Annotated in this window: 22 protein-coding genes; 5 read left to right on the top strand and 17 right to left on the bottom strand. The window is 64.9% G+C overall.

Annotated features, from left to right (window positions below):
• Positions 1-36: 36 nt before the first annotated feature.
• Complete coding sequence (queC, locus tag IVB18_RS25245) at positions 37-750, bottom strand: 7-cyano-7-deazaguanine synthase QueC (protein ID WP_247983141.1); 714 nt, start codon at positions 748-750, stop codon at positions 37-39.
• Between the two features lie 125 nt (positions 751-875).
• Here queC and mazG point away from each other — a divergent pair, with 125 nt between their 5' ends.
• Entirely contained in the window at positions 876-1,733 is an 858-nt protein-coding gene (gene mazG / locus IVB18_RS25240) for a nucleoside triphosphate pyrophosphohydrolase (RefSeq protein ID WP_247983140.1), read from the top strand.
• Positions 1,734-1,882: 149 nt separating this feature from the next.
• Here mazG and hflX read toward each other — a convergent pair whose 3' ends face one another.
• The 4 genes from hflX to IVB18_RS25220 all read right to left on the bottom strand — a co-directional run bounded on the left by hflX (position 1,883) and on the right by IVB18_RS25220 (position 7,531).
• A complete protein-coding gene (hflX, locus tag IVB18_RS25235) occupies positions 1,883-3,265 on the bottom strand; it encodes a GTPase HflX (protein ID WP_247983139.1) in 1,383 nt (460 codons plus the stop codon).
• An 11-nt stretch (positions 3,266-3,276) separates the two neighbouring features.
• The gene (gene hfq, locus IVB18_RS25230) at positions 3,277-3,525 is read right to left on the bottom strand and encodes an RNA chaperone Hfq (protein ID WP_007591126.1); all 249 of its coding nucleotides are present in this window, start codon (positions 3,523-3,525) and stop codon (positions 3,277-3,279) included.
• A gap of 239 nt (positions 3,526-3,764) precedes the next feature.
• Positions 3,765-5,135, bottom strand: coding sequence for a sigma-54 dependent transcriptional regulator (locus tag IVB18_RS25225; protein WP_247983138.1), 1,371 nt, complete (start codon positions 5,133-5,135; stop codon positions 3,765-3,767).
• A gap of 17 nt (positions 5,136-5,152) precedes the next feature.
• Complete coding sequence (locus IVB18_RS25220; RefSeq protein ID WP_247983137.1) at positions 5,153-7,531, bottom strand: PAS domain-containing sensor histidine kinase; 2,379 nt, start codon at positions 7,529-7,531, stop codon at positions 5,153-5,155.
• 187 nt (positions 7,532-7,718) lie between these two features.
• Here IVB18_RS25220 and IVB18_RS25215 point away from each other — a divergent pair, with 187 nt between their 5' ends.
• Complete coding sequence (locus IVB18_RS25215) at positions 7,719-7,862, top strand: hypothetical protein (RefSeq protein ID WP_247983136.1); 144 nt, start codon at positions 7,719-7,721, stop codon at positions 7,860-7,862.
• A gap of 262 nt (positions 7,863-8,124) precedes the next feature.
• Here IVB18_RS25215 and ntrC read toward each other — a convergent pair whose 3' ends face one another.
• Genes ntrC through dusB form a run of 3 tightly spaced genes read right to left on the bottom strand, consistent with a single transcriptional unit; the run spans position 8,125 to position 11,750 of the window.
• On the bottom strand, positions 8,125-9,567 hold the full coding sequence (ntrC, locus tag IVB18_RS25210) for a nitrogen regulation protein NR(I) (RefSeq protein ID WP_247983135.1): 1,443 nt from the start codon (positions 9,565-9,567) through the stop codon (positions 8,125-8,127).
• 9 nt (positions 9,568-9,576) lie between these two features.
• Positions 9,577-10,752, bottom strand: coding sequence for a nitrogen regulation protein NR(II) (locus IVB18_RS25205; protein WP_247983134.1), 1,176 nt, complete (start codon positions 10,750-10,752; stop codon positions 9,577-9,579).
• Positions 10,749-11,750: a tRNA dihydrouridine synthase DusB gene (dusB, locus tag IVB18_RS25200; RefSeq protein WP_247991729.1), complete on the bottom strand. Its 1,002-nt coding sequence runs from the start codon at positions 11,748-11,750 to the stop codon at positions 10,749-10,751. The genes IVB18_RS25205 and dusB overlap by 4 nt, the downstream gene beginning before the upstream one ends.
• Positions 11,751-12,030: 280 nt before the next feature.
• Here dusB and IVB18_RS25195 point away from each other — a divergent pair, with 280 nt between their 5' ends.
• Positions 12,031-13,227, top strand: coding sequence for a bifunctional 2-C-methyl-D-erythritol 4-phosphate cytidylyltransferase/2-C-methyl-D-erythritol 2,4-cyclodiphosphate synthase (locus IVB18_RS25195; RefSeq protein ID WP_247983133.1), 1,197 nt, complete (start codon positions 12,031-12,033; stop codon positions 13,225-13,227).
• A gap of 3 nt (positions 13,228-13,230) precedes the next feature.
• Entirely contained in the window at positions 13,231-13,839 is a 609-nt protein-coding gene (locus IVB18_RS25190) for a CinA family protein (RefSeq protein WP_247983132.1), read from the top strand.
• Positions 13,840-13,845: 6 nt separating this feature from the next.
• Here IVB18_RS25190 and IVB18_RS25185 read toward each other — a convergent pair whose 3' ends face one another.
• The 5 genes from IVB18_RS25185 to lipA form a co-directional block, all read right to left on the bottom strand.
• The gene (locus IVB18_RS25185) at positions 13,846-14,625 is read right to left on the bottom strand and encodes a mechanosensitive ion channel domain-containing protein (RefSeq protein ID WP_247983131.1); all 780 of its coding nucleotides are present in this window, start codon (positions 14,623-14,625) and stop codon (positions 13,846-13,848) included.
• 440 nt (positions 14,626-15,065) lie between these two features.
• Positions 15,066-15,554: an acyltransferase gene (locus IVB18_RS25180; protein WP_247983130.1), complete on the bottom strand. Its 489-nt coding sequence runs from the start codon at positions 15,552-15,554 to the stop codon at positions 15,066-15,068.
• 41 nt (positions 15,555-15,595) lie between these two features.
• Positions 15,596-16,861 carry a glycosyltransferase gene (locus IVB18_RS25175; RefSeq protein WP_247983129.1) on the bottom strand — a complete coding sequence of 422 codons (1,266 nt, stop codon included), beginning with the start codon at positions 16,859-16,861 and terminating at the stop codon, positions 15,596-15,598.
• Between the two features lie 185 nt (positions 16,862-17,046).
• The gene (locus tag IVB18_RS25170; RefSeq protein WP_247983128.1) at positions 17,047-17,517 is read right to left on the bottom strand and encodes a type II toxin-antitoxin system RatA family toxin; all 471 of its coding nucleotides are present in this window, start codon (positions 17,515-17,517) and stop codon (positions 17,047-17,049) included.
• 6 nt (positions 17,518-17,523) lie between these two features.
• Positions 17,524-18,480 (bottom strand): lipoyl synthase, encoded by a 957-nt coding sequence (lipA, locus tag IVB18_RS25165; RefSeq protein WP_247983127.1) that lies wholly within the window; start codon positions 18,478-18,480, stop codon positions 17,524-17,526.
• A gap of 154 nt (positions 18,481-18,634) precedes the next feature.
• Between lipA and IVB18_RS25160 the strand changes: the two genes are divergently transcribed.
• Positions 18,635-19,225, top strand: coding sequence for a DNA-3-methyladenine glycosylase (locus IVB18_RS25160; protein WP_247983126.1), 591 nt, complete (start codon positions 18,635-18,637; stop codon positions 19,223-19,225).
• A 110-nt stretch (positions 19,226-19,335) separates the two neighbouring features.
• On the opposite strand, the gene IVB18_RS25155 is transcribed toward IVB18_RS25160, so the two are convergent.
• From IVB18_RS25155 to IVB18_RS25140, 4 genes are all read right to left on the bottom strand, one after another.
• Positions 19,336-22,212: a valine--tRNA ligase gene (locus tag IVB18_RS25155; RefSeq protein ID WP_247983125.1), complete on the bottom strand. Its 2,877-nt coding sequence runs from the start codon at positions 22,210-22,212 to the stop codon at positions 19,336-19,338.
• A 142-nt stretch (positions 22,213-22,354) separates the two neighbouring features.
• Positions 22,355-23,137, bottom strand: coding sequence for a DUF2497 domain-containing protein (locus IVB18_RS25150; protein ID WP_247983124.1), 783 nt, complete (start codon positions 23,135-23,137; stop codon positions 22,355-22,357).
• Positions 23,138-23,436: 299 nt separating this feature from the next.
• Complete coding sequence (locus tag IVB18_RS25145) at positions 23,437-24,822, bottom strand: TolC family outer membrane protein (protein WP_247991728.1); 1,386 nt, start codon at positions 24,820-24,822, stop codon at positions 23,437-23,439.
• A 205-nt stretch (positions 24,823-25,027) separates the two neighbouring features.
• Positions 25,028-25,690 carry a protein-L-isoaspartate O-methyltransferase gene (locus IVB18_RS25140; protein ID WP_247983123.1) on the bottom strand — a complete coding sequence of 221 codons (663 nt, stop codon included), beginning with the start codon at positions 25,688-25,690 and terminating at the stop codon, positions 25,028-25,030.
• Between the last annotated feature and the right edge of the window lie 2 nt (positions 25,691-25,692).

Raw genomic sequence — 25,692 nt, 5'->3', positions numbered from 1 at the left:
GCAAGGGCTCCTCGCAATGGCGGTGAGTTTGAGGCGTTAGCTCGCCGCCACATACTCCCGCCACCCCTTCGCCCGCAGGCTGCACGCAGGACACGCCCCGCAGCCATATCCCCACGCATGCTGCGCGCCGCGTTCGCCGAGATAGCAGGTGTGCGACTGCTCGCGGATGAGGTCGACGAGCCCGTCACCACCGAGGTCATGCGCGAGCTTCCAGGTCGCGGCCTTGTCGATCCACATCAGCGGCGTATGCAGTTCGATCTTGCGGGCCATGCCGAGCGAGAGCGCGGCCTGCATGGCGCGGATGGTGTCGTCGCGGCAATCGGGATAGCCGGAATAATCAGTCTCGCACATGCCGCCGACGATGTGGGTGATGCCGCGCCGGTAGGCCAGCGCCGCGGCGAAGGTCAGGAATACTAAGTTGCGGCCGGGCACGAAGGTGTTGGGCAGGCCGTCGGCGCCCATCGCGATCGCGACATCGCGTGTTAACGCTGTGTCCGAGATCGCAGCCAGCGTCGGGATCGACAGCGTGTGGCTCTCGCCGAGCTTGTCCGCCCAATCTGCACGCATCGCCTTGAGGCCACCGATCAGTCGGTCGCGGCAGGCAAGCTCGATCGCATGGCGCTGGCCGTAGTCGAACCCCAGCGTCTCGACGCGCGCGAAGCGGCTGAGCGCCCAGGCGAGGCAGGTGGTGGAATCCTGGCCGCCGGAAAACAGCACCAGCGCGGTTTCGGATGAAAATGCGTCACTCATGGCCGCGCTTTAGCACTGCGGGAGCTACCCGCCAATCGGTGGAAATCGGCCCGTTCCGCACGCCGGCGCTGGGAACGGCGGGCCGCTTTTGGCATAAGGCTTGAGAGCAAGGAGAATGGCCTGCAATGACCCCTTCCCGCGACATTTCCCGCCTGATCGAGATCATGGCCGCGCTGCGCACGCCGGTGACCGGCTGCCCCTGGGACCTCGAGCAGAACTTTGCGACGATCGCACCCTACACGATCGAGGAAGCCCATGAGGTGGTTGACGCGATCGACCGCGGCGATCTCGATGATTTGCGCGAAGAGCTCGGCGATCTGCTGTTGCAGGTGGTGTTCCATGCCCAGATGGCCGAGGAACAGAATGCCTTTGCCTTCGGCGACGTCGTCGAGGCCATCACCCGCAAGATGATCCGGCGCCATCCTCACGTCTTCGCCGACAAGGACGGCAACCTCGCCTCGTCCCACGTCAAGGAAGTCTGGGACCGCATCAAGGCCGAGGAAAAGGCCGAGCGTGCCGCGCGCCGGCCGCCGGAGCAGACGTCGCACAAATCGCTGCTATCGGGCGTGAAGGCCGGCCAACCGGCGCTGACCCGCGCCATGGAGCTCCAGCGCAAGGCCTCCACCGTCGGCTTCGACTGGAACGACCCGCGCGCGGTGCTGCAAAAGATCCGCGAGGAAGCCGACGAGATCGAGGCCGCTCTCGACCGCAACGACAAGCAGGAACTTGAGGAAGAGACCGGCGATCTCCTGTTCGCCGTGGTCAACCTCGCACGCCACATCGATGCCGATCCGGAAAGCGCGCTGCGCGCGACCAATGCGAAATTCGAGCGTCGTTTTGCCTTTATCGAGCGTGCGCTGGAGGCGCAGGGACGGACGCTGGAACAGGCGTCGCTGGCGGAGATGGATGCGCTGTGGAATGCGGCGAAGGGTGAAGAGCAGAAGCCTCCAACTGTTGAGAAAAGCAATCAAGCCCGCCGCTAACGCCGCCGACGTCCCGGCGAAGGCCGGGAGCCATAACCCAGGGCGTAGTTAAGTGAAGACTCGGAGTCACGCGCTCGTCGGTACGAGGACCGCCTTACCTCGATAGATCACGCGGTATGGGTCCCGGCCTTCGCCGGGGCGACGGCGGTTTATGTGGAGAGACGCAGCACGGCGTCGAACCGGTTCACCACGATATCCCTCTTGGTCTCATCGACCCGGACCGTCATGTCGAATCGGCCGTCGTGCAGCTCCTTCGCCAGCACCTCGGCATTGCGATGCAGCCAGGAGATGCCGGCGCCATCGGCCGCGTCGATCGACAGATCGAGCGTGGTGCGTTTGGCGGCGAGCCGCTCTTCGATCGCGGCAAGCAGCACATCAATCCCCTCGCCCGACACGGCGGACACCAGCATCGCCGGATGATCCTCCGGCCTGCGAGCGGCGATGTTGAGCAGCTCCTCGCGTTGCTCCACGTCGAAGCGATCGATCTTGTTCCAGACCTCGATGATGCGACCGGAGTCGTCGGGGTTGATGCCGAGCTGGCGCAGCACTGCGTCGACGTCGCTCTGCTGCGCCTCGGCGTCGTCATGGGCGATGTCGCGGACATGCAGGATGACGTCAGCCTCCAGCACCTCCTCGAGCGTGGCGCGGAAGGCGGCCACGAGCTGCGTCGGCAAATTGGAGATGAAGCCGACGGTGTCCGACAGCATCGCCTTGCCGCCATGCGGCAGGCTGAGCGCGCGCAGGGTCGGATCGAGCGTGGCGAACAGCATGTCGGCGGCCTGCACGTCGGCGCGCGTCAGGCGGTTGAACAGCGTCGACTTGCCGGCATTGGTGTAGCCGACCAGCGCCACGACGCGATACGGCACACGCTGGCGACCGGCGCGGTGCAGGCGCCGCGTCGCCTGTACCTTCTTCAGTTCGCCCTCGAGTTTGGAGATGCGCTCCTGGATCAGGCGGCGGTCCGCTTCGATCTGCGTCTCGCCGGGACCGCCCATGAATCCAAAGCCGCCGCGCTGGCGTTCGAGATGGGTCCAGGAACGCACCAGGCGCGAGCGCTGGTAGTTCAGATGCGCGAGCTCGACCTGGAGCGAGCCTTCCTTGGTCTTGGCGCGTCGGCCGAAGATTTCGAGGATCAAGCCGGTGCGGTCGAGCACCTTTGCATGCAACTCCTTCTCGAGATTGCGTTGCTGGATCGGCGCAAGCGCGCAATCCATCACCACGAGCTCGACATCGAGGCTCTTGGCGAGCCCGGCGATCTCCTCGACCTTACCCTTGCCGATATAGGTCGCGGGGCGGATCTGGCTGATCGGCGCGATAATGGCATCCGCGACGACGAGATCGATCGCGCGCGCGAGGCCGGCGGCTTCGTCGAGCCGGGCCTCGACGTCTCGCAGAACATAGCTCTCCGACTGCGCGTCGGCACCGCCCGCGCGCACTCGCAAGTAGGGGCCGATGACAAGCACCCGCCCCGTCTGCTTAGCCCCTGCCGACCGCGGACGGTCGGCATCCCCGTCGAAATTCCGGGGTTCCAATCAGATCACTCTCAAGCCGGCTGGTCCTCGCCGCCTTCGAACAGCTGGATCGGAGCGCCCGGCATGATGGTTGAGATCGCATGCTTGTAGACGAGCTGCGAGTGACCGTCGCGCCGAAGCAGCAAACAGAAATTGTCAAACCAGGTCACGATGCCCTGGAGCTTCACTCCGTTGACCAGAAAGATCGTCAGTGGCGTTTTGGTTTTGCGAACGTGATTAAGGAAGGTGTCCTGTAGGTTTTGTGCGCGGTCTGCCGCCATTGTTTTTTTCTCGCTTTGAGTTTCTTTTTATTGCGCCGGTTGCGGCCCTCTTTTGAAAATTCGGGGTCCTCTTCCGGTTGCCGTCCCTCATGAGATCCCCCTCGGAGGCACAGCGGTGCGATTAGAGGACAGGTCGGGTTATTAGGCAAGCCGCTTCACGCGGCAGAGCACGCCCTATTGCCCCGAAAAACTACGGAAATCGATGATTTTCCTCGCCTATCGTTGACCGTCAGGCGGCGTCAACCGACGCCGAGCGCCTTCAACTTGCGATGCAGCGCCGAGCGTTCCATGCCGACGAACTCCGCGGTGCGCGAAATATTGCCAGAAAAACGGCTGATCTGAGCAATCAGGTAGTCGCGCTCGAACACTTCCCGCGCTTCGCGCAGCGGCAGCCCCATGATGTGCTCGCCATTGTTGCTGGTCGGCATCGCCGGAACCATGGAGCCGACGTCCTGCGGCAACATGTCGGCGGTGATGATCACCTCGGGTCCGCCCGCGGCGAGAATCATGACTCTCTCAACGTTATTCCGCAGCTGGCGCACATTGCCCGGCCAGACATGCGATTGCAGCACGGCCATCGCGTCCTGGCCGATCTGGCGCCTGGGCAGGCCGCTTCCGGCGGAAATCTGCTCCATGAAGTAGTCGATCAACTCCGGAATGTCCTCGCGCCGCTCCGACAGCGCGGGCACGCGGATCGGCACCACCGAGAGGCGATGATAGAGGTCCTCGCGGAAATGGCCGGCCGCGATCTCCTCCTCCAGGTTGCGCGCGGTCGAAGAGATGATGCGCACGTCGACCTGCACCTTGGCGGTACCGCTGACGCGCTGGAACGACTGCTCGACCAGCACGCGCAAGATCTTGTTCTGGGTCTCGCGCGGCATGTCCGCGATCTCGTCGATGAACAGCGTGCCGCCATGCGCTTCCTCGAGCGCGCCGGGCTTGCGCGCCTGCTCGCCATTGGACTGCTCGACGCCGAACAGCTCGTGCTCCATACGCTCGGGCGTGATCGCGGCGGCGTTGATCACGACGAAGGGACCGTCGGCGCGGCCCGAGGCCGTATGCAACGTGCGGGCGGTCAATTCCTTGCCGGCGCCGGCGGGGCCGACGATCAGGATGCGGCTGTTGGCCTTCGCCGCGCGCTCGATGGTCTGGCGCAGTTGGTTCATGCTGGGCGAGCGGCCGACGAGAGAGCTTGCGCTTGGCGCGAGCTGCTTCAGTTCCTTGACCTCGCGCTTGAGACGCGAGTTCTCAAGCGCCCGCGTTGCCACCAGGATCAGCCGGTCGGCCTTGAACGGTTTTTCGATGAAATCGTAGGCGCCACGCTTGATCGCGGCGACCGCGGTCTCGATGTTGCCGTGGCCGGAGATCATCACCACCGGCAAATCGGCATTATCTTTCTTGACCTGCTCCAGCAGCTGCAAGCCGTCGAGCTTGGAGCCTTGGAGCCAGATGTCGAGGAACACCAGATGCGGCCTGCGGTTGGCGATCTCGGCCAGCGCCGTATCGCTGTCGCGTGCGGTCCGGGTGACGAACCCCTCGTCTTCGAGAATGCCCGCGACGAGATCCCGAATATCGGCCTCATCATCGACAATCAGAATTTCACTTGCCATGGGTCGCGCCTGTCTTGTCAGATGCCTGTCGAGGCTTCGATTTTCGTTGAATCATTGGTCTTGTCTTCCGGCTCTTTGGTTCCGGCGGCCGGCTCTTTTGTTTGCTGGTCCTTGGAGGCCGATTCCGTGGCGGCCGGTGCCTGCTCGGCCAGTTCGGCCTTCGCGGGATGGCCGGACATCGCAAAGCGCATCCGCATCCAGGCGCCGCGCTGGCCCTCCCGGAAGTCGGCGGCGTCCTTCAGCTCGATGCGGCCGCCGTGGTCTTCCAGCACGCGGCCGACGATCGCAAGCCCAAGGCCGGTGCCCTTGGCGCGCGTGGTCACGTACGGCTCGAGCAGACGCGAGCGCGCGACCTTGGGCAGACCGATCCCGTTGTCGATGACGTCGATCAGGACGTCCTCACCCTGGCGCGAGACCACGACGTCGATGCGGCCCTTTCCGTAGTCCTTGCCGAGCTCCTCGGGCGGGACCTGCTCGATCGCCTCGGTGGCGTTCTTGACGATGTTGGTGACCGCCTGCGAGATCAGGCGCCGGTCGAACTGAGCGCGCAGCGGATCCTCTTTGAATTCGACTTCGATGTCGATTTCGGGATGGGCGACCTTCATCAGGAACACCGCCTGCCGCACGGTGTCGGCGACGTCCTCGCCCTCCATCACCGGCTTCGGCATGCGCGCAAAGCGCGAGAACTCGTCGACCATCCGGCGGATGTCGTCGACCTGGCGCACGATGGTGTCGGTGCACTGCTCGAAGATCTGCTTGTCCTTGTCCTCGGTGATGGTCTTGCCGAACTTGCGGCGGATGCGCTCGGCAGAGAGCTGGATCGGCGTCAGCGGGTTCTTGATCTCGTGTGCGATACGACGCGCCACGTCGCCCCAGGCCGAGGTGCGCTGCGCCGAGACGAGCTCGGTGATGTCGTCGAGCGTGATGATGTAGCTGTCGCGCGACTGACCGGTCTTCTCGGCGCTGACGCGGACCGACAAATTGCGTTCCTGCGCGTCGCGGGTGATCGTGATCTGGCCTTGCACCAGGCGCTGGGTTCCTTCCCGCGCCGTCTTCATCATCTCGTCGAGCTCGGGCAGAACGTCGGAGAGCGGATGGCCGAGCGTCTCGGACTCGGCATGGCCGATCAGCTTCTCGGCGGAGCGGTTCATAATACCGACGCTGCCCGACGTATCGACGCCGATGATGCCGGCGCTCGCTGAAGACAGCACGGCCTCGATGAAGCGGCGGCGGCTGTCGATGAGATCGCTGGCGTTGACGAGCTCGTCGCGCTGGCTGCGCAATTCCTGCGTCATCTTGTTGAAGGTCTCACCTAGCTGGGCGAGGTCGCCTTCCGACTGGTGCACGGGCACCTTGACGTGGAGATCGCCGGTCGAGACCGTATGCGCCGCGTTCATCAGGCGCCGGATCGGTGCCACCAGCGAATTGGCGAAGTTCAGGCCGATCAGCACCGAGGCCATCAGGATGGTCAGTGCGATCACCGCGAACATCAGCGCGAAGGCGACCTGGATGCCGAGCCGGCGCGACTCGATCTGGGCGTATTCGGCGACGCTGACCTCGGTCTGCTTGAGTTGATTAACGACATTCGGATCAAGAGGCCGCGCGACATAGAGGAAGGTGTCGCTGAACGCCCGCAGCCGGATCACCGCGGCGACGAAGCTCGCGTCCGGCAGGATCGCGATCTCTGGCTCGGACTCGTTGACGTTGCTGAGGAAATCCGGCGCGGGCGGCGAATAGGCCAGCCGCATGCCGGTGTCGGCGGATTCCAGGATGTTGGTGTTCTTGTCGATGATCATCGCCCCCGGCAGGTTGCGGGAGCCGGCGCTGGCCGTCAGCAACTCGCGGAACGACCGGCGATCCTGGTCGTAGAGCGGCCGGGCGTGGGCGATGTCGTTGGCCATGCCGAGAATGTCGCCGCGGATCAGCTGCGCATGGTCCTGCATATAGGCCCGCGCAATCGTCAGCGAATTCTGGATCACCTCCTTGGTCGGGCCGGAGAACAACCGGTCAAGGCCGCGTTCGAGGGTGACATTGGCGACGACGGCGACGAGCACCGCCGGCAGCACCGCCACGATCGAGAACAGGCTGACGATCTGGACATGGAGGCGTGCGGCCGCCCGGCCCCGCCGTCGCGCCAGGATCAGCTGCCAGAGCTCGCGGATGATGATCGCGACCAGCAGCAGGATCGTGCCCGCATTGATCAGATAGAAGGTCCGAACAACCTCCGGCGTGGGTTCGATCCTCGTCAGTCCAGTCAGGACCAGGAAGGTCAGGAAGGCCGACAGCAACGCCAGCGCCACGGCAAAAGGCGCCAGCCAGCGCCGCAGCGACCAGCGCCGGGGCTCTTCGGCTGGGGCCGTGTCAAAGGATGCGGCCGAGGTATCTGCGCTGATCATTCCGGCAATGAGGTGCTGAAAACGGGAGATCCGCGGATGGCGGATACTGATGTATTCCTACCACAATGTTGCCGAATTGCGACAATTCCGCGGCGCCTCCGTCGCGAGGGACCCGCGCATCCACAGGGCATCGCCGGAACGGCGCCAGCCGCCGGAACGGATTCCGGTCCTGCCGGCTTGACCCGGCATGGACAGATTGTTCCTTGCAATGATGGTCTCGGCCGTTCTGCTGCTGATCGTGGCCGCCGACCTCCTGGTCAACGGTCCCGGCATGCAACAGCCCGCAGACATGGCCAACGCGCCGCCCGTCTCAAGCCGGCTCATCAGATGAGTGCGGCGCCACGACCTGCGGTCGAATGACCAATTCCAACGCGACCGCGGAACATTTCGGCCCGATCCGGACTTCTGTTCACCGCGTCGGCCACAACGGCAAACGCGGTTCGGACAGGCTCAGCTCCGCTTTGGTAGGGGGAGCTGAGCCACCGTCCCGGGAGAACTAGAGCGTTTTCCAGCGAAGTGGACGCCGGTCCGCGTGAAAACGCGTCAAAACAAGAATCTAGACCCGTTCCGATTCAATCGGAACGGAAAAGGCTCTAGCCCCCGCTCCGATACACCTGGATATCCAGATCCCGGATCTTCTTCCGCAGCGTGTTGCGGTTGAGGCCGAGCAGGTCGGCGGCGCGGATCTGGTTGCCGCGGGTGGCCGCGAGCGCGGCCGTGAGCAGCGGCACCTCGATCTCCTTGAGGATGCGGTGATAGAGCCCGGGCGGCGGCACGCCATTCGGAAAGCCCTGGAAGTGCGAGGAGAGATACGCCTCCACTGCGCCGCCGAGATTGTCGACGCCCTGCTGAATCGCAGCCCCCGGACTGACCGTGGGCGGCGCCAGCTCGCCGTCGATGACGGAGCCCGTGATTACGTCCTGCGGATAGAGTGCCGCGAGGCGCCGGGCGAGGTTCTCGAGCTCGCGCACGTTGCCTGGCCAGCGATGCTGTTTCATCCGCTCCAGCGCCAGCGTGTCGAGCTTCTTCGGCGGCAGCCCGTCCTTCTCGGCAAGTGCGAAGAAGTGACGGATGAGATCGGGCAGATCCTCGATGCGCTCGCGCAAGGGGGGCAGCCGCAGCGGCACGACGTTGAGGCGGAAGAACAAATCTTCGCGGAACAGACCCTGCTGGATCAGGACGCGCAGATCCTTGTTGGAGGCTGCCACGATTCGCACGTCGGTCTTGATCGGCGTGCGGCCGCCGACGGTGGTGTATTCGCCCTGCTGGAGCACGCGCAGCAGCCGCGTCTGCGCCTCCATCGGCATGTCGCCGATCTCGTCGAGGAACAACGTGCCGCCCTCGGCCTGCTCGAACCGGCCGGAGGCACGGGTGTTGGCGCCGGTGAAGGCGCCACGCTCATGCCCGAACAGTTCGGACTCGATCAGGTCGCGCGGGATCGCCGCCATGTTGACGGCGACGAACGGGCCGTTGCGGCGCTTGCCGTAATCATGCAGCGCGCGCGCCACCAGCTCCTTGCCGGTGCCGGACTCGCCCGTGATCATCACGGTGAGGTCGGTCTGCATCAACCGCGCCAGCACACGGTAGATTTCCTGCATCGCCGGCGAGCGGCCGACCAGCGGGATCGCCTCCATCTCGGCGTCTTCGTCCGGCGTCGAGGTCCGCTCCTTCGGCTCGGCCAGCGCGCGGCCGACGATGGCGATCAGCTCCTTCAGGTCGAAGGGCTTTGGCAGATATTCGTACGCCCCGCGCTCGGAGGCGCGGATCGCGGTCATGAAGGTGTTTTGCGCGCTCATGACGATGACCGGCAAATTCGGCCGCATCTTCTTGATCCGCGGCAACAGGTCGAAGGCGTTTTCGTCCGGCATCACCACGTCGGTGATGACCAGATCGCCCTCGCCCTGGCTGACCCAGCGCCATAGCGTCGCGGCATTGCCGGTGAGCCTGACTTCGTATCCGGCCCGGGACAGAGCCTGATTGAGTACCGTGCGGATGGCGGTGTCGTCATCTGCAACGAGAATGCTACCTGCGGGCATTGTTAATCCTCATTTTGCCCCCTGTGATTCAGACGACGACTTCCCGGCAGAGCCGTCGCGACTGCTGTGATCGGCGTGTTTGACCGATGTCGAGTACATCGGCATCAGCACGCGGAAGGTGGTCTTCCGCGGCTGAGATTCGCATTCGATGATGCCCCCGTGATCGCCGATGATCTTTGCGACCAGCGCCAGGCCGAGACCGCTGCCGGTCTGCTTGGTGGTCACGAAGGGATCGAACAGGTTGGGCAGAAGATCGTCCGGCACGCCTGGTCCGTTGTCCTTGACGCAGAATTCGAGCGGCAGGGATACCCGGGATTTTTGACCGGGGACTGACAGGCGCACGCCGGGGCGGAACGCGGTGGTGAGCTGGATCTCGGCGTCGGAAACGTCGATCACGGCTTCGGCGGCGTTCTTCACGAGATTGAGGAACACCTGGATCAGCTGATCCTGGTTCGCGAGCACCGGCGGCAGCGAGGGATCGTAGTCCTCGACGAAGCGGATGTTGCGGGCAAAGCCCGACTGCGCCAGCCGCTTCACGTGATCGAGCACCGAATGGATGTTGACGGGACCGCGCACTACGGGACGTTCGTCGCCGAACACCTCCATACGGTCGACCAGCGTCACGATGCGGTCGGCCTCGTCGCAGATCAGCCGCGTCAGCATGCGGTCCTCCGAGGAGGCCTGCTGTTCAAGAAGCTGGGCCGCGCCGCGGATGCCGGAGAGCGGATTCTTGATCTCGTGCGCCAGCATCGCGGCGAGCGCGATCACCGAGCGCGCGGCGCTGCGATGGGTGAGCTGGCGGTCCATCTTGTCGGCGATGGTGCGCTCCTGGAGCATCACCACGATGTGCCCCGGCCGCTCCGTGAGCGGCGCGACATGGAGATCGACCTGACGGTCGCCGCCCATGCGCGGCGTGCCGAGATCGACCTTGTATTCGTTGACCGGCGAGTTCGACGAGCGCACCTGGTCGATCAGTGCCAGCAAGGGGCTACCGAACGGCACCAGCTCCTTGAGCGACTGCCGCTTCAGGAATTGCGTCGAGATTTCGAAAAAGGCTTCGGTCGCGATGTTGGCGGCAACGATCTTGCCGTCCGGCCCGATCATGAGCACGGGATTGGGAAGTGCGTCCAGGATCGCATCGCTGTCGGACGGAAGCGGCCGACGATGTTCAGCAGCTGAGCTCATGCAGCAGCGCTCCATGCGAAGTCGTCGAAGGCATCTTGCAGTGAACGGTGAACGAGGCGCGGATCCTCCGAAGTGAGGACCTTCTGACGCCAGGCTTTCAGCTTCTCGGCCGGCGCGCGGCTCGCATCGGCCGCGACATCGAGCGCCCAGCCGAGATGCTTGCGTGCGTGCCTGAGCCCGATGCGCAGGCCGTAGAGCGCGCAGACGCCCTCATAGAGCGTGCGGACATAATCAAGTTGCGTATCGAGTGACGGCACAGCCTCCGCCGCCCCGCCCTTCAGGCGGCGGCCGATCTGGCCGGGCAGCCAGGGCTGGCCTTGCGCGCCGCGGCCGATCATCACGGCATCGGCGCCGGAGGCATCGAGCGCCGCGCGTGCTTTGTCATAGGACGTGATGTCACCGTTGACGACGAGCGGAACGGAGATCGCCTGGCGCACCGCGCGGATCGCGTCCCAATCGGCCTCGCCCTTGTAGAACTGACAGCGGGTGCGGCCATGCACGGTGACGAGCTTGATGCCGGCAGCTTCGGCGCGCTGCGCCAGCTCCGGCGCGTTGCGGGTGCGGTCGTCCCAGCCGAGCCGCATCTTCAGCGTCACCGGGACTTTCACCGCTGCAATGGTCGCCTCGATCAGGCCGACGGCATGGTCGAGATCGCGCATCAGCGCCGAGCCGGACTGGCCGCCGGTGACGTGACGGGCCGGACAGCCCATGTTGATATCGATGATGTCGGCGCCTTCGGCTTCCGCGATCCGCGCGCCTTCGGCCATCCAGTGCCCCTCACAGCCGGCGAGCTGCACCACATGGGGACCGATGCCGGTTGCTTCGCAGCGCAACCGCGACATCGCATGGCCGTTGACGAGATCGTCGCTGGCAGTCATCTCGGAGACGACCAGACCGGCCCCAAGCTCGGCGGTCAGCCGCCGGACGGGCGAGTCAGTCACCCCCGACATCGGCGCCAGGAAGACCGGGGTGGCGACGTCAATATCGCCTATTTTCAACGGCTTGGAGCCTGTTTCTGCCGTGCCGGTCACAGTGGTCTCGTTGACTATGCAGGGGCTTCATCGCACCTGCCAGAACCCATCTTGCGCACAATTCTTGTGCAGTCAAGCGTCATGCCTACAGTTTAGACAGTTCTGCAAATCTTTCAAGTGCGGTGCAGCAATGCTGTTTCCCACAATCCGGGGAAATCCCCTTTTTTTGCGGGCCTGCCGTGCTAGAGGCATGCCGGCAATCACCCCACTCCCCGACTCCTCATCAGCAACTGAGTATTCGAGTCCTATGGCGAAATCACAGCGCACCGCAGTTGTTCTCGTCGCAGCCGGACGCGGATTGCGCGCAGGCGCCGGCGGGCCGAAGCAATATCGCTCGATCGGCGGCCAGCCCGTGATCTTTCGCGCCATGGAAGCCTTCAGCCGCCACCCCGACGTGTTTGCGGTGCAGCCGGTGGTGAATCCCGACGACAGCGCGATGTTCACGGCAGCAGTCGCAGGCCTGAGTCACGAGCCGCCGACCAGTGGCGGCGCGACGCGGCAGGCTTCGGTGCTCGCAGGTCTCGAGGCGCTGGCCAGGCACAAGCCCGACATCGTCCTGATCCACGACGCCGCGCGGCCCTTCGTCTCGCAAGGCCTGATATCGCGTGCGATCGAGGCCGCCAGCCGTACCGGCGCCGCGATCCCCGTCATTCCCGTCACCGACACCATCAAGCTCACGGGCGAAAGCGGCAACGTCGAGGACACACCGGACCGCGCGCGGTTGCGAATTGCGCAGACGCCGCAATCCTTTCGTTTCGACGTCATCCTCGAGGCGCATCGTCGCGCGGCGAAGGACGGGCGCAGCGATTTCACCGACGATGCGGCGATTGCCGAATGGGCGGGATTGACGGTTGCAACCTTTGAAGGCGATGTTGCCAATATGAAGCTCACCAATCCCGAGGATTTCGTGCGCGAGGAAGCGCGCCTGGCCAGCCTGCTCGGCGACATCAGGACCGGCACGGGCTATGACGTTCACGCCTTCGGCGAAGGCGACCACGTCATGATCTGCGGCGTGCGCGTGCCGCACACCAAGGGTTTTCTGGCCCATTCCGACGGTGATGTCGGCCTGCATGCGCTGGTCGATGCGATCCTCGGTGCGCTGGCCGACGGCGACATCGGCTCGCACTTTCCGCCCAGCGATGCGAAGTGGAAGGGCGCCTCCTCCGACCAGTTTCTGAAATACGCCATCGATCGCGTCTCGCAACGCGGCGGCCGCGTCGCCAATCTCGAGGTGACCCTGATCTGCGAGCGGCCGAAGATCGGCCCGTTGCGCGATACCATGCGTGCACGCATCGCCGAGATTTCCGGCGTCGACATCTCCCGCGTCGCGGTGAAGGCGACGACCAGCGAGCGGCTCGGCTTCACCGGCCGCGAGGAAGGCATTGCGGCCACCGCGAGCGCCACCATCCGCCTTCCGTTTAACGAAAAGATCTGGAGCGTCTAGGTCATGGGCGGCAGCGACGCACGCGCCCTCTCCCGCTCGCTGCTCGATCTGTGCCGGATGCGCAAGCTGACAATCGCGACGGCTGAGTCCTGCACCGGCGGCCTCGTTGCCGGCGCGCTGACCGACATCCCCGGCTCCTCCGACGTGATCGACCGCGGCTTCGTCACCTATTCCAACGACGCCAAGCGCGCGATGCTCGGCGTCGAGGCAAGCACGCTGACAAATTTCGGTGCCGTCAGCAAGGAGACTGCGACGGCGATGGCGGTCGGCGCGCTGGAGCGCGCCGGCGTCGACCTCGCGGTCGCCATCACCGGCATCGCCGGTCCCGGCGGCGCCACGCGCGGCAAGCCGGTCGGGCTGGTGCACTTCGCCGTCGCCGCGCGCGACGGCCGCATCGCCCACCGCGAGCACCGTTTTGGCGCGATCGGCCGCACGGCCGTGCGCCAGCGCTCGGTGGTCGAAGCCTTGCGCATGCTGATGGATCTCGCCCGCAGCCCGCAAGTCTCAGCCAAGCCGCGCCGCGAAGCCGCAAGCCGCCTGCGTCCGCGCGTCACCCGCTCGCCAAGAAGGCACGCCGTGAAGCGAAGACCGCCGCGGTCGCCGAGGGGCTGAGGCGCCTCACGCTGCCGCCAGCAGCGCGCTGGCGTGATCGAGCACGCGCTGCCTGACGGCATCGGCATCTAACGGCTTCACCTTTGCACTAACCGTCAATTCCACGACGGGCGCTGCGGGATTGGCGGCATCGATGACCTTGGAGACGCGGACTGCCGGCTCGGTCCGGTCGTCAATCCTGGGATCCTCACGCAGCTCTTTCAATATATGATCAGCCAGCGCGTTGGCCTCGCCTGCCCTGGCCGGAAACGTCACCTTGACCTCGCCCGTGCTGGGATAGGTGCTGTGGTTGATGATGGGGGCGCCCCATACCTGTCCATTCGGCAGCAGGATCTGCGTGTTGTCGGGTGCGACCAGCTCGGTCATGAACAGCGTCAGGGATCTCACCTTCCCCGCCTTGCCGGCGACCTCGACGTCATCGCCGATGTGGAAGGGACGAAACAACAGCAGCATCACGCCGGCGGCGAGATTGGAGAGCGTGCCCTGCAACGCCAGACCAATGGCGAGCGATGTTGCGCCCAGCACCGCGACGAGGCTCGCGGTCTGGATACCGAAGAGCTGAAGCACGGCGATGCCAACGATCGCCAGCACGCCGTAGCGCGTAACACTGGCGACGAACAAGGTCACGAGCGGATCGACCCGGTGCGTGACGTTGAGTGCGCGCGTGACGAAACGCTGCATCGCGCCGGACAGATACCAGCCGACGGCGAGCAGCAGAATGGCGTAGAGCGCATTCAGCCCATACAGCACGAGAGAAGCTTGCAGCGTGTCGAAATTGATGGTCATGGAGGCTCCAACCCGGACGGTCGGTTGAGAACTCGCAAGCGCGGAAAATGATCCCCTTTCCGCCAACAATCGTCAAACGCCTGCTGGCGGATCGCACAGTGGCAGAAACAATGAAACCCTGATTGGACCCGGCGGGAACTGACGCAGCCCCATCATTGCGTCGTTCGCTCGGTCCGATACATGACAGGGAGTTTTTTGCTCGATCGCCTTCGCAAGCACAGTGCCTGTGGTCCGGCCGAGTTCTTTCGCGATCATCGTAATCGGCTTGGTGCCTGCGAGTGTTCTGAGCCTCCTGAGGTCTTCTTCGCCCAGACGCTGTGATGTCGCCGTTTGTCGTCAAACTGCCGAAACCCAACATGTCATCTATGGCGCGCCGATGCGGGGGATCGCGCCGTGCGACGCCTGCCGCCTGTTACGCCTCGCAGCCGGCGGACGTCCAGCTAGATGACTTCATCATCCGGCACGCGTCCGATCGAGACTGCGGGGTTGCCTGCGACGATGGTGCGGTCGGGCACATCGCGAGTCACAACGGAGCCGGCGCCGACAAGTGCATTTTCGCCGATCGTTATGCCGGGACATAGCACGCTGCCGCCGCCGACCCGTGCGGCACGCAGGATGCGCGGCGCAGCACGCGTGAATCTCATCGATGGCCGCCGGTGGGTGATGCGCCTGTCGTTCATGGTGAGCACGCCAGGCCCGCAAAACACCTCGTCCTCGATGATCACGCCGCGCGTGATGTAGCAGCGGCTCTGAAGCGATACATAGTCGCCGATACGTACCTCACCCTCGATGTCGAGATAGGACCCGATCACGCAGCCCCGTCCGATGATCGTCTTGTCGCGGATAAGAACGAAATTGCCGACGCGGGTTCCCTCACCGATCTGCGCATCGTCGGCAATAACGCAATGCTGCCCCTGCATCGACGACATTTTGATCCTTTCTGACCTTTCGGCCTGCGCAGTTGAGCGGTCTATTTACGGCTGAACAGGCGCTGGCGCCAAGCCGCAGTTTGATCGCGTAGCGCGGCAAGTGGGGATCGAAGGATTTCGGCAAGCGTGCCTTTCCGGCGAATCGTCGCGAGTTCGACCTCCATTGCGGCCACCCGTGCGGCCGAACCGTCCAGATCACGCTGGAGTGCAGTCCTCTGTTCGCGAAGGGAGGCATTTTCGTCGACGACAACGCGGTGCTCGGCCGCGAACTTGTTCGCCGCCAGGAGCGTATCGAAATTTTCGGGGATCGTACCTTCGCCGAGGCGCCGCAGCCATTGCGCCATGAAGATGCCGGTGGCGCGGAGATCCTCCGCGGGGTCGACGAGACGCCGCGCACCGGCAACCTCCCGGTGCAAGGCCTCGACGCGATCGAGATAGGCTGGCAACGTTGCGACCTCGCGGATCCGTTGCGACACCCTCGTCGCGTCAGCTGCGTCGTAAGCTGCGATTTCGGCGGCGATCCCTTCCGCGCTCAGAGGCCGCGTCAACAGGCTCACGCCAAAATTCCTGTTCCGCCACTCGTCCACGGTGGCCGCGGTCGCGAGCCCCGCAAGGCCTCGGCCATCCACGACCACGACCGCGCAACCAACGGCCATCGCCTCGAGCGCCATGCGCGCCGTCGCGAAGACCAGGTCGTAATTCCTGAGCTGCACGTGCAGATCATCGACCTCTCGTCCGAAGGCGGTGCCGATCTCGTCCAGCGCAAGGCCCGATTGTCGCGCGGCCTCGCGAACTGCCGCGACATGCGCGGTATTCTTGGCCAGCAGCAGGGCCCGCGCGGGTTGGGCGGGAAGCGGGCCGCGCGGCCCGAACAGCTCGGTGTCGACCGCATTGGTCAGCAGCGCGATCTCGTCACTCGGACATCCGGTCTCCGCAACCACGCGGGCACGGCAGGCTTCGTCGACCGCGCATATCCGTTTCACACGTGGCAGGCGCGGCGGGCCGTCGAACCAATAAGCCGCGGAATGGCACACGAACAGGCCGGGGCTGTCTCTGAAATGGGCCAAGGCGCTAGCGAGAACATGATTATGGTGGCCGTGGATCACATCCGGCGTCCACGGGACATCTTCGGGCCGATCGGTCACGGTGATGCCGCGAAGACGTAGGAACTCGGCACTCGGGCCGAGCAGCGGGGCGAAGACCGCAACCTCGTGGCCACGCTGTCGAAGACCCGAGGCCAGATCGATGGTCACGATCTCGGAGCCGGACCGGCCGCGAAGAGCGCAGTTCGTCGTCAACACGCGCATTGCGAGAACTGCTCCTCCAACCGGCTCGGTCGGCCATGATAGCGTCCGGGCGACGACACGAAAACGCCAGAAGACCTGGATCCTTCATCTGCTCGACAGGCTGGGCGTGCTGACATTGCTCGACGCCGGTGCCCTCTCGCTGGCTCAACACTATGTCGGGTGGGACATCGTGCCCCGTAAGTCAGTCAGGACGACATAAGCTTCGGCCGGCCGTAGACCGCATCCGCGCGTTTTTCGAACGCGATTGAGAAACGTGCAAACGCGGCGTCGAACATCGATCCCATCAGCAGCGCCAGCATGCGGCTCTTGAACTCATAGGCGAGGAAGAAGCCGACGTCGCAGACATCATCGCCCTTGGGCTCGAAGGTCCAGCGGTTTTCAAGATTGCTGAACGGGCCTTGCAGATATTCGACCAGGATCTTCAGATTGGCGCGATCGAGCGTCACCCGGCTGGTGAAGGATTCCTTGACCAGCTTGAACGACACCGTCATGTCGGCGACGAGCACCTCGGTGCCGTCGGGTTTCGCCACCCGCTGACGGACCTTCAGCGCGCTGCACAGCGGCACGAATTCCGGGTAGCGCTCGACGTCGGCGACCAGATCAAACATCTCGGACGCGCTATGATTGACACGGCGCTTGCTCGAAAATTTGGGCATAGCGGTTCAGCGGGCGTGCGCGGCCCGCGCGGCCTTTAGTCTCGCAAAGTCCTCGCCGGCATGATGCGACGAACGGGTGAGCGGGCTCGCCGACACCATCAGGAAACCCTTGGTGTAGGCGACCTTCTCGTAGGACGCGAACTCGTCCGGCGGCACATAGCGCATCACGGCGTGGTGCTTGCGCGTCGGCTGGAGATACTGGCCGATGGTCAGGAAGTCGACGTCTCCCGAGCGCAGATCGTCCATCACCTGCTGCACCTCGTGACGTTCCTCGCCGAGGCCGACCATGATGCCGGACTTGGTGAAGATGGCGGGATCGAGCTCCTTGACCCGCTGCAACAGGCGGATCGAATGGAAGTAGCGCGCGCCGGGCCGCACGGTGAGATAGCGCGACGGCACGGTCTCGAGATTGTGGTTGAAGACGTCGGGCTTCGCCGCGACGACGACCTCCAGCGCTCCGTCCTTGCGCAGGAAGTCGGGCGTCAGGATCTCGATCGTGGTCGTGGGGCACGCGGCCCGGATCGCACGGATGGTCTGGGCAAAATGTTCGGCGCCGCCATCGGCAAGATCATCGCGGTCGACGGACGTGATGACCACATGCGCCAGCCCCAGCTTGGCCACGGCCTCGGCGACGTTCTGCGGCTCAGCCGCGTCCAGCGCATTGGGCATGCCGGTCTTGACGTTGCAGAACGCGCAGGCGCGGGTGCAGGTGTCCCCCATGATCATGAAGGTCGCGTGTTTCTTGTCCCAGCACTCGCCAATGTTCGGGCAGCCCGCCTCCTCGCACACCGTGTGCAGGCCGTTGGCGCGCACGATGTTGCGGGTGTCGGCATAGCCGCGGGTGTTGGGCGCCCGCACGCGGATCCAGTCCGGCTTCGGCGGCGAAGCGGAATCGGGCCGGTTCACCTTTTCGGGGTGGCGCGGGCGCAACGGGTTCGAGATGGTATCGACAATAACGACCATGGGGTGTCCGGTCCGTTCAGGTCCTACCTAGTCGGTCTCGCCGGGCATCGCAACCCGGCTCGCCCTGCTTCAGGGGACATGGCAGATATGGGGAATATCCTGCTCCGTTCTCCGGCGATTCTCACCTCGAATGGCTCCAAGAAAAGCATCAAGATTGAACGTCTCCACACCGCGCCTCGGCAAGGTGCTCAAACGTGCCTTTTTCGCGCGCAGCGTCCATGAGGTCGCTCCCGACCTGATCGGCGCGACCATGCTGGTCGACGATGTCGGTGGGATCATCGTCGAGGTCGAGGCCTATCATCATACCGAGCCGGCGGCGCACTCCTATCGCGGGTCGACGCCGCGGAACCAGGTGATGTTCGGCCCGCCCGGGTTCGCCTATGTCTACCGCTCCTACGGCATCCACTGGTGCGTGAACTTCGTCTGCGAGGAGGAAGGCTCGGCCAGCGCCGTCCTGATCCGCGCGCTGCAGCCGACCCATGGCATCGCCGCGATGCGCCGCCGCCGCCATGCGGTCGACGTGCACGCGCTGTGCTCGGGCCCGGGCAAGCTGACAGAAGCGCTCGGCATCACCATCGCGCATAACGCCCTGCCGCTGGACCGGCCCCCGATCGCGCTTCATGCGCGGACCGACGACGTGGAGGTGGCAACCGGCATCCGGATCGGCCTCACCAAGGCGGTGGAGCTGCCCTGGCGCTATGGCGTCCAGGGCTCGAAGTTTTTGAGCAAACCGTTTCCGAAGTGAGCGTCATTTCGGGGCGGCTCGTAGAGCCGAACTACGGTGCACCATTGCGCACCTGAAAATCTCGAGATTCCGGGCTCGCGTCTTCGACGCGCCCCGGAATGACAGTCACCTCAAGACGCCTGCTTCAACCGCTCGATCGCTTCCAGCAGCTTTGCCTTGCGCGCCAGCGCCGCCTCGCGCTTTTCGCGTTCCTCCTCGACGACCTCTTCGGCCGCATTGGCGACGAATTTCTCGTTCGCCAGCTTGGATTCGGCGCGCTTGATGTCGGCGTCGGCCTTCGCGATCTCCTTGTCGAGGCGCGCGCGCTCGGCGGCGACATCGATCACGCCCTTCAGCGGCAGCGCGGCGACCTCGCCGCGCACCAGGAGCTGAACCGCCCCGTCAGGCGCGCGCTCGACGAAGGAGATGTCCGACAGCCGCGCCATGCGCTTGATGATTTCGGTCCAGCGCGGCGCGCGCTCCTTCGTCTCGGCCGAGGCGCCCGCGAGCACCAGTGCCGTCAGCGTCGCCGGCGGGATGTTCATCTCGGCGCGGATCGAGCGGATCTGCGTGACGAGGTCGATCACCCAGCCGATCTCGGCTTCAGCCTTGGGATCCGTGAAGTCGGAATGGTCGAAGATCGGGAGCACCCACGCCGGAGAGACGAGCGGGTCGGTCGGTCCCGTCGTCGCCGCAAGCATCGCAAGCTGCTCCGGCGTCGGCCCGGCCGGCTTCAGCGGCCATGGCGCCAGCGCGAGCAGGCCGTCGCGCTTGGCCGTCACCTCCCACAGCTCCTCGGTGAGGAAGGGCATGAAGGGGTGCAAAAGTTTCAAAATCTCGTCGCGGGCCCAGGCGACCATGGCACGGGTTTCGGCCTTGGCTGGTCCGTCCGGGCCGAGCAGCACGGGCTTTGCGAGCTCGACATACCAGTCGCAATAGACGTTCCAGACGAAGCGGTAGATCGCACCGGCGGCGTCATTGAAACGGTAGGCTTCGATCGCCTCCGTCACCTCGCGCGTGGTGTGCGCGCTCTCATGCGCGATCCAGCGGTTCAGCGTCTCCTTTGCCTTCGCCGGCTCGAAGCCATCGGGCACCGCGCAGTGGTTCATCTCGGCGAACCGGCAGGCGTTCCAGAGTTTCGTCGCGAAATTGCGATAGCCCTCGACGCGGCTGGTGGCGAGCTTGATGTCGCGCCCCTGCGCCGCCATCGCGGCCAGCGTGAAACGCAGCGCGTCCGCGCCGTATTCGTCGATCAGGTGCAGGGGATCGATGACGTTGCCCTTCGACTTCGACATTTTGGCGCCCTTCTCGTCGCGGACGAGGGCGTGGATGTAGATCGTCGAGAACGGGACTTCCTTCATGAAGTGCAGGCCCATCATCATCATCCGGGCAACCCAGAAGAAAATGATGTCGAAGCCGGTGACCAGCGCATTGGTCGGATAGTAGCGCTGCACCTCCGGCGTATCGTCAGGCCAGCCCAGTGTCGAGAACGGCCACAGTGCCGAGGAGAACCAGGTGTCGAGCACGTCCTCGTCGCGGGTGATGAAGCCTTCACGCTTGTTGCGGTCGAGCGCCATCTCGCGGCCCTGCTCGACCGTGATCACCTCCTGCTCGACATAATAGCCGAGTGCGTGGCTGACGGCCTCCTCCTCGGTCTCGGCGACGAAGACCTTGCCGTCCGGACCGTACCAGGCCGGGATCTGGTGGCCCCACCAGAGCTGGCGCGAGATGCACCAGGGTTGGATGTTCTCCATCCACTCGAAATAGGTCTTTTCCCAGTTCTTCGGCACGAAGGTGGTCTCGCCGGAGCGCACCGCCGCGATCGCCGGCTTGGCCAGCGTCCTGGCGTCGACATACCATTGGTCGGTGAGATAGGGCTCGATCACGGTGCCGGAGCGGTCGCCATGCGGCACCATGTGGGTGTGCGGTTCGATCCGCTCGACGAAGCCAAACGTCTCCAGCCGCTCGACGATGCGCTTGCGCGCGGCGAAGCGATCGACCTTGTGAAATTCTTCGGCAAACTGCGAGGCGCCTTCCGGCAGCTCGCGCAGATAATCCTCGTTATCGAGGAGATCCAGACAACCTTCCTTGTCGAGCACACTGATCTGGCGCAGGCCGCGGCGCTTGCCGACCTCGAAATCGTTGAAGTCATGCGCCGGGGTCACCTTGACTGCACCCGAGCCCTTTTCCGGATCGGAATAGTCATCGGCGACGATCTGCACCTTGCGGCCGACCAGCGGCAGGATCACGTGCTTGCCGACGAGCTTCTGATAGCGCTCGTCGTCGGGATGCACCGCCACGCCGGTATCGCCGAGCATGGTCTCCGGGCGCGTGGTGGCGACGACGATGAAGCTCGAGGGATCGTCCGGGCTGAACGTCTTGCCCTCGATCGGATAGCGCAGATACCAGAGGCTGCCCTTGACCTCGGTCTGCTGCACCTCGAGATCGGAGATCGCGGTAAGCAGCTTGGTGTCCCAGTTCACCAGCCGCTTGTCCTTGTAGATCAGGCCGTCGCGGTGCAGCTCGACGAACACCTTGACGACGGCCTTGGACAGGCCCTCGTCCATGGTGAAGCGCTCGCGCGACCAGTCGCAGGAGGCGCCGAGCCGCTTGAGCTGGTTGATGATGGTGTCGCCGCTCTCGGCCTTCCACTGCCAGACCCGCTCCAGAAACTTCTCGCGGCCCATCTCGCGGCGGCCGGGCTGCTGGCGTTCCATCAACTGCCGCTCGACCACCATCTGGGTGGCGATGCCGGCATGGTCGGTGCCGGGCTGCCACAGCACGTCGCGGCCACGCATCCGCTCGAACCGGCACAGGATGTCCTGGAGCGTGTTGTTGAGGGCGTGCCCCATATGCAGCGATCCCGTCACGTTCGGCGGCGGGATCACGATGGTGAAAGGCACGGCGTCGCGGCGGTCAGGGCGGCCGGCCTTGAAGGCAAGGCTGTCCTCCCAGACGACGGACATGCGGGATTCGATATCGGCGGGCTGGTAATTTTTCTCGATCATGGGGCTGGTAGAAAGCCGCGCGCGGGGTCCAAGTCAACGAAAACGTCAACGGAAAGCTCGGCGACGAAACGGGCTTTCCGGCTCGGTCAGCCGGTCGAACAGAGCGCGAAAGCGGGGCGTTATCGGGGCCGTGCGGCCCGCCTCAGCGGCCGCCGCGCGAGACCCGCTCGATTTCGGCCTTCACGATGCGTTCAACGAGCCCCGGCAGGTTGTCGTCGAGCCAGGACTTGAGCATCGGGCGCAGCATCTCCTTGACCAGGTCCTCCAGTGTCCGCGCATTGCTGCTGAGCACCGTGTGGGCCAGGGAGTTGAAGGCGGATTCGACCGCCGAGACCGTCGTTTGCGCCAGGATCGGCTGCTGCGGTGGCAACGGCGGGGCATCGAAGTCCACCGGGACGTATGACGGCGGCGGCGCGGGACGGGGTGGAGGCGCAGATTCGGCGAATTCGAGATCGTCGCGCGGCTCGACCCGGCGAAAGCTCGGCGGCGGCGGAGCCGGCGTCGGCTCGGGAACCTCGACCGCCATCTCGTCGGTCAGCTCGAGAACATCTGCTTCGGGTTCCGGCTCCGGTTCGGGCCCCCGCATCTCGGGTGCGGCGGTGGCCCCATCGAGGCCGGCCAGCAGCGCGTCGATATCGTCCTGGTTGTTGGACTCGACGGCCGCAGGGGCCGGAGGCGGCGCCGGCTTGGGAGCTGGCGGTGGCGCAGGTTTCTCGGCAGCGGGCTTCGCAGGCGGCGAAACCTTCGATGGCGGGATGTCGTTCATCGCCTGCGCCTGCTGCTTTGGTGCAGGCGCTGCGGGCGCAGGCGCTGGCTTCGCGGCATCGGCCGGCGGTGGCTTGGCCTCGTCGTCGGCAATGATGCGCCGGATCGAGGCCAGAATCTCCTCCATCGAGGGTTCTGTGACCTTTGCAGGCTGCGTCATCTCCGACTCCACATCCTCAACGCCCTCGCATGCGTTATTTTACACCAAGCACGCCGGGATTGGCCGGTTCCGGACCGGCGGCCCGACATTTTCGTCGTGACAGCCAGACTTGTCCCCAGATCACGGCTCAACGTACGGCCGTGCGCCCTACCTCCGGCACCCAAGCTTTACGCAAACGACATCGGATGCGGGCGAATCGACCCGCAACTTCTTGGCAAGGCTATGTCAGGGAATTTGACGATTGCAAGCAAACCGCCGGTCGGCCTGAGCTATTCGCGAGGCCGACCTGATTGCAGCGATCAGCGTCCGTCAGGCGCACGCACGCCGGCCCAGCTATCGCGAACCTGCTGGTAGTGCACGCTGGGATCATAGACCGTGGTCGAAAGGCCGAGCACCTGCGGCGCGAGACGGCCGACCGCACTGAGCACGGAATAGGATGCAACCACGCGGTCGTGCTGCGCGGTGACCAGCGCGACGCGCGCGTTGACCAGCGCCTGCTGCGCGTTGAGCACGTCGAGAGTGGTGCGCTGTCCGGCCTTGGCCTCTTCGCGCACGCCGTTCAGTGCGATCTCGGAGGCCGTGACCTGCGCCTGCGCGGACTGCACCTGCGCCTTGCCGGCCTGCAACTGTCCCCACGCCTGCACAACGGTGGCGCGGGCCTGGTCGCGCGTCGTCTCGAGGTTGAGGCGCTGCTGCGCGAGGTTTTCCTTGGACTGCCGGATCAGCGAGTATTCAGCACCGCCCTGATAAAGCGGCACCGAGGCCTGAGCGACAGCGGACGCACCGAACGAGCGGGCCTGAATCAAAGATTGTTCGTAGGATTGGGTGACGGCCGCCTGCAGGGAGATCGTCGGCAGCAGAGCGCCCTCGTTGACCTTGACCTGAAGGTAGTTGACGTCGATGCCGAACATGCCGGCCGTAACGTTGGGGTTCTCGACCAGCGCGAGATCGACGGCGGATGGCAGCGTCGGCGGAAGGAAGCGATCGACTGGCGAGCCCGGCGCGAGATTGACCGGGTCATTGCCGATGATGCGGCGGAAGTTCGCGCGAGTGGTGGTCAGGTTCGATTCGGCGGTCAGCGCCTGCGTCCTGCCGGCCGCCAACTGTGCTTCGGACTGGGCGACGTCCGTACGCGTCACTTCGCCGACGTTGAAGCGATCACGCGTCTGCTTCAGCGTCTGCTCGAGCACGCGCACGTTGCTGCGCTGGACTTCGAGCGTCGCGGAGTCGCGCAGATAATCCATGTAGGCCGTGGCGGCCTGGAGCAGCAGGCTCTGGTCAAGCACGCGCAGCGCCTCGCGGGCGCCCGAGACCTGGCTCTCGGCGGCACGCGTCCGGTTGGCGGTCTGGTTGCCGTTGAACAACGTCTGGGAAATCGTCATGCCCGCACTGCGCGGCACGCCCGTGCCGTGAACCGGTGAGCTGCCCGGGCCGCTTTGGAAATCCGTGTATTGGTAGCCGGCGCTCGCCGTTACCGCGACCCTGGGGCGATAGCCCGACAACGCCTGCGGTACGTTTTCGTCAGTCGAGCGCACTTGGGCGCGCTGCGCGTTGAGCTGCGGATTGTTCTGATAGGCGCGCACCAACGCAGCCTCGATGGTGTCCGCCAAGGCAGGCGTCGGCCCGGCAAGCGCCAGCAGCAGGACCGAAACCGCCGCTCCGGTGAAGAGCTTCACCCCATGCATCCCAAAAATTCCGTTCATTCTCACGCCAGACTCGTGCCCGCGAGCCTGGTTACCGTATCCGAGTGGAGTCGTTGCCCCGGGGCAACATAGGACGCGGTCAAGCGCAACGGAACTACCTGAGGGTAGTTAATGGTGGAAACTCTTCACGTGCAGCATCCCGGCCACACTTCTGATTCAGAACGGGATTTTAACGGGCTCCAAGCCGTCAGAAGACGAAGGCAGCGGCCTGTTCCAGCCCGGGAAGGACCGGGGCTGCGGCATCGAACAGCGCCCGATGGCCGAATTCGCCGTGGGTGCGGGTCACGATCATGGCCCGCGGCGGGTTGGATTCGGCAGAGACCCCGACCAGACGCCCGCCCTCCCTAAGCTGCCCGAGCAGCCCTTCCGGCGTCACCTCGGCAGCGCCGTTGAGGACGATCACGTCATAGGGACCAGCAGCGGGATACCCCTCGGTGCAGGCCGCCGCCTTGCACGCGACGTTGGCGAGCCCAAGGCTGGCGAAAGCATCCCTGGCCTTCGCGGCCAGCGCCGAATCGCATTCGGTCGCGGTGACCTGGTGCGCAAGCCTGGCTACCAGCGCGGCGAGATAGCCCGTGGCGCAGCCGACGACCAGCACGTTGTCGCCCTCGCCGATCTCTGCGGCCTGGAGCAGCTTGCCGGTCAGGGCCGGCTTGATCAGGAACCGCTTGGCGGCCCCCTCGCTTACGTCAAGATCGAGGTCGAGATAGGCCAAGGCCTGCCTGGTCGCCGGCACGAAAGCCTCGCGCGGAACCGTGAGCATGCCATCGAGAATGCGGCGATCGGTGACATCAGTAGTGCGCACCTGGCCATCGACCATTTTTTGGCGCGCGATCGAGAAACCGGACATTT

This window comes from Bradyrhizobium sp. 186 (assembly GCF_023101685.1).
Lineage (GTDB): Bacteria > Pseudomonadota > Alphaproteobacteria > Rhizobiales > Xanthobacteraceae > Bradyrhizobium.
Note: the sequence above shows the minus strand (reverse complement) of the source record. Positions and strands in the feature narration are given on the sequence as shown.

Bases quoted from the DNA above. Each gene is read 5' to 3' on its own strand.
- queC (WP_247983141.1), bottom strand. From the start codon at position 750: ATGAGTGACGCATTTTCATCCGAAACCGCGCTGGTGCTGTTTTCCGGC.
- mazG (WP_247983140.1), top strand. From the start codon at position 876: ATGACCCCTTCCCGCGACATTTCCCGCCTGATCGAGATCATGGCCGCG.
- hfq (WP_007591126.1), bottom strand. From the start codon at position 3,525: ATGGCGGCAGACCGCGCACAAAACCTACAGGACACCTTCCTTAATCAC.
- IVB18_RS25225 (WP_247983138.1), bottom strand. From the start codon at position 5,135: ATGGCAAGTGAAATTCTGATTGTCGATGATGAGGCCGATATTCGGGAT.
- IVB18_RS25220 (WP_247983137.1), bottom strand. From the start codon at position 7,531: ATGATCAGCGCAGATACCTCGGCCGCATCCTTTGACACGGCCCCAGCC.
- IVB18_RS25215 (WP_247983136.1), top strand. From the start codon at position 7,719: ATGGACAGATTGTTCCTTGCAATGATGGTCTCGGCCGTTCTGCTGCTG.
- ntrC (WP_247983135.1), bottom strand. From the start codon at position 9,567: ATGCCCGCAGGTAGCATTCTCGTTGCAGATGACGACACCGCCATCCGC.
- IVB18_RS25205 (WP_247983134.1), bottom strand. From the start codon at position 10,752: ATGAGCTCAGCTGCTGAACATCGTCGGCCGCTTCCGTCCGACAGCGAT.
- IVB18_RS25195 (WP_247983133.1), top strand. From the start codon at position 12,031: ATGGCGAAATCACAGCGCACCGCAGTTGTTCTCGTCGCAGCCGGACGC.
- IVB18_RS25190 (WP_247983132.1), top strand. From the start codon at position 13,231: ATGGGCGGCAGCGACGCACGCGCCCTCTCCCGCTCGCTGCTCGATCTG.
- IVB18_RS25185 (WP_247983131.1), bottom strand. From the start codon at position 14,625: ATGACCATCAATTTCGACACGCTGCAAGCTTCTCTCGTGCTGTATGGG.
- IVB18_RS25180 (WP_247983130.1), bottom strand. From the start codon at position 15,554: ATGTCGTCGATGCAGGGGCAGCATTGCGTTATTGCCGACGATGCGCAG.
- IVB18_RS25175 (WP_247983129.1), bottom strand. From the start codon at position 16,861: ATGCGCGTGTTGACGACGAACTGCGCTCTTCGCGGCCGGTCCGGCTCC.
- IVB18_RS25170 (WP_247983128.1), bottom strand. From the start codon at position 17,517: ATGCCCAAATTTTCGAGCAAGCGCCGTGTCAATCATAGCGCGTCCGAG.
- lipA (WP_247983127.1), bottom strand. From the start codon at position 18,480: ATGGTCGTTATTGTCGATACCATCTCGAACCCGTTGCGCCCGCGCCAC.
- IVB18_RS25155 (WP_247983125.1), bottom strand. From the start codon at position 22,212: ATGATCGAGAAAAATTACCAGCCCGCCGATATCGAATCCCGCATGTCC.
- IVB18_RS25150 (WP_247983124.1), bottom strand. From the start codon at position 23,137: ATGACGCAGCCTGCAAAGGTCACAGAACCCTCGATGGAGGAGATTCTG.
- IVB18_RS25145 (WP_247991728.1), bottom strand. From the start codon at position 24,822: ATGCATGGGGTGAAGCTCTTCACCGGAGCGGCGGTTTCGGTCCTGCTG.
- IVB18_RS25140 (WP_247983123.1), bottom strand. From the start codon at position 25,690: ATGTCCGGTTTCTCGATCGCGCGCCAAAAAATGGTCGATGGCCAGGTG.